Origin of the sequence: Streptomyces sp. NPDC059900 (assembly GCF_050270335.1) — a bacterium.
GTDB lineage: Bacteria > Actinomycetota > Actinomycetes > Streptomycetales > Streptomycetaceae > Streptomyces.
Genome location: NZ_JBNNJZ010000826.1, coordinates 1 through 2,772, shown reverse-complemented (window position 1 = coordinate 2,772; position 2,772 = coordinate 1). Strand labels below are relative to the sequence as shown.

The 2,772-nt window shown below is 69.0% G+C and carries 3 protein-coding genes and 1 pseudogene; 2 read left to right on the top strand and 2 right to left on the bottom strand.

The window, feature by feature from the left end; genetic code table 11:
- Window positions 1–346 (top strand): annotated as a pseudogene (locus tag ACQKIP_RS44545) (alpha-amylase); the annotation flags it as partial.
- Window positions 347–674: 328 nt separating this feature from the next.
- Complete coding sequence (locus ACQKIP_RS44540) at window positions 675–1,157, top strand: GNAT family N-acetyltransferase (protein ID WP_365864572.1); 483 nt, start codon at window positions 675–677, stop codon at window positions 1,155–1,157.
- A gap of 62 nt (window positions 1,158–1,219) precedes the next feature.
- On the opposite strand, the gene ACQKIP_RS44535 is transcribed toward ACQKIP_RS44540, so the two are convergent.
- Window positions 1,220–1,630 carry a GNAT family N-acetyltransferase gene (locus tag ACQKIP_RS44535; RefSeq protein WP_365864570.1) on the bottom strand — a complete coding sequence of 137 codons (411 nt, stop codon included), beginning with the start codon at window positions 1,628–1,630 and terminating at the stop codon, window positions 1,220–1,222.
- 47 nt (window positions 1,631–1,677) lie between these two features.
- Window positions 1,678–2,589 (bottom strand): MBL fold metallo-hydrolase, encoded by a 912-nt coding sequence (locus ACQKIP_RS44530; RefSeq protein ID WP_365864569.1) that lies wholly within the window; start codon window positions 2,587–2,589, stop codon window positions 1,678–1,680.
- Between the last annotated feature and the right edge of the window lie 183 nt (window positions 2,590–2,772).

Below are 2,772 nucleotides of genomic sequence, written 5' to 3'. Positions count from 1 at the left end.
GGTCAAACATGTACAGCGGCTCAACCAGATCCGCAGGGCCGTGCCCGCGCTCCAGTCGGGCCAGTACTCCACCGAGGGCATCAACGGACAGATGGCCTACAAGCGCCGCTACACCTCGGGCTCCGTCGACAGCTTCGCCCTGGTCACCGTCTCCGGCGAGGCGAGCTACAGCGGCATCCCCAACGGCACCTACACCGACGCCGTCACCGGCGACAAGAAGACCGTGACCGACGGCAAGCTCTCCGTCGCCGCTCCCGGCAAGGGAAACCTGCGCGCCTATGTGCTCGACCTGCCGGGCAACCCGGCTCCGGGCAAGGTCGGCACGGACGGCCCGTACCTGAAGTAGTCGCTCCTTGAGCAGTCACTCGTAAATGTGTTGCCGGGCCTGCGGGGCGGTTGTTAGCGTCCCGCAGGCGCAAGAGGCGCGCCGTCACCGGACAGGGAGGTTGATGAATATGGCTGCCGCAGGCCTTCGTCAGCATGCCCTCGTCCGGGCCGCGCGATAGCCGAGCGCGGACCGGGTCGTCACCACGAACGACCAGGAGAGACACATGTCTTCCGCTGCTTCACCCAAACCTGCACCGACACCTGCACCGACACCTGTATCCACACCTGCACCCACGCCTGCACCCTCCCCTGTATCCACACCTGAGCCCGCAGCTGCCCACGCCGACGTGATCACCGAGCGTCTCGTCCTGCGGCCCTGGACCATGAGCGAGGCCACCGCGGTCCTGGGCGAGCACAGGTCCGCGAACTGGGCGGACGACTTCCCCGCCGAAGGCGACCGTGTGATCGCGAGCCTCTTCGAACAGAACCCCGGCTGGCTCGGTGCCTATGGCCACCGTCTGGTCATCGAGCGCGAGAGCGGCCTGGTGGTGGGCTCGATCGGCCTGTTCTGGCCGCCCAGCGAGGGCGTCCTCGAGATCGGGTACGGGATCGTGGCCTCGCGCCGCGGTCAGGGATACGCCTCCGAGGCCACCAGGGCCCTGGCGGAGTTCGCCCTCACCGCGGCCGGTGTCCACACGGTGTCCGCCGGCGTGGAACTGTCGAACCCGGCCTCGGTCCGAGTGCTGGAGAAGGCAGGCTTCCACCGGCAGTCCACCGAAGGAGACGAGGCCAGGTTCACCACCGTGAGGCCTGACCACGAGCTCAGCTGATCACCGGGGCCCTGGAGGCGATGTGCTGCCTCCAGGGCCCCGTCACGTCACGTCGCGTCGCATCAGGCCAAGGAAGGCAGGTGGATCAGACCTGCCTCCGTCGACCGGAAGCCGCAGGCCTCGAAGTAGAAGCCGCGCAGGTGCGGTTCGAAGTCGACGTGCAGCCACTCGCAGCCCGCGGCGCGCGCCCGTGCCGCCGCCAGCCGGACGACGGCCGTCGCGATGCCGCGGCGCTGGTACGAACCCCGGGTCTTCGTGTCGATCAGGAAGGCGTGGTCCGCGCCGTCCCACGCCACGTTCACGAATCCGACGAGGACGCCGTCGCCGGCCCGGGCCCCCACCCAGCCCAGGCTGTGTTCCCTGGCCTTGTCCCACCATCCGGCTTCAGCACGTCCGCCGTGCGACCGGACCAGATCGGCCAGCTCCTCGTCGGTGATGGGGTCGCGCCATGTGTAGGAGATCTCTCCGCTCATCGCGTCAGCGTCACCGACCCGTCCTGGCAGGACAACTTCTTTAACGGTCATGAAGCCCGCTCCCGGGAGGCAGGTACCAGGCGGAAGGCGTCCCCGTCGGGGATCACGTGCCCCGCCGTGGGCGGCGGGAAGTGGCTGCCGAGGAGGAGGGTCCGGGTGCCGGAGAGCGAGTCGAGGAGTTCATGGCGGGTCCTGGCCGCGGCTGCGGGGTCGATGTCCACGCAGCTTCCCAGGTCCGGGTGGGGCAGCTGGACGGGGTGGTGGATGCAGTCGCCGGTGATGAGCGCCCTCTCGCCGCGACTGCTCAGTTCCACCGCCACCTGGCCCGGTGTGTGGCCCGGAGTGGAACGCAGGCGGACACCGGGGGCGATGTCGGTGCCCTCGGGTGCCACGTCGACGAGGTCGAGCAGCCCCGCGTCCTTGATGGGGTGCACGGAGTCCCGGAACATCTGGCTGCGGGCCTCGTTCAGGTCGGTGCCGGTCCAGTAGTCCCATTCTGTGCGGGTCGTGAGATAGCGGGCGTTGGGGAAGGTGGGCACCCAACGTCCCTCCTGCGCACGGGTGTTCCAGCCGACGTGGTCGGTGTGCAGGTGGGTGAGGACGACGAGATCCACCGTCTCGGGTGCGAAGCCGGCCTCCGTCAGGCGGGTCAGGTAGTCGCTGTTGAGGTTGTCCCACGCGGGGTTGGCCCGTTGCTTGCCATTGCCGATGCCGGTGTCGACGAGGATCCGCAGCCCGGCGCCCTCGACCGCGAAGCTGTGGCTCGCCAGCCGCAGGACGCGTTGCTCGTCCGCGAAGTCCGGTTGCAGCCAGGGGGACCGGGCCACGACCTCCGGGGTGGCTCCCGGCAGCAGCCAAGGGCCCGTCTGCGGGGGCAGGGGCACCTCGTCGATCCGGCGGACGGCGAGGTCTCCGACGGTCCAGCTCGGGGTGGCGGTGGGCTGCGGGGTGGTGGACATGGGGAGCTCCTTCCGGGCGGTACGGTCCCGCCGCTAAAAGCAACGGGTTTGCGTTAAGTCGAACGTAGGGCCTATCGTCCCGCTAAAGCAAACCGTTAGCTTTTAAGCGCTGTCGTGGGTGGGTCGCCGCCCCGAGCAGTGCATGGAGCCAAGTCGAGAGGGCGCCAATGGACACCGCCGAAC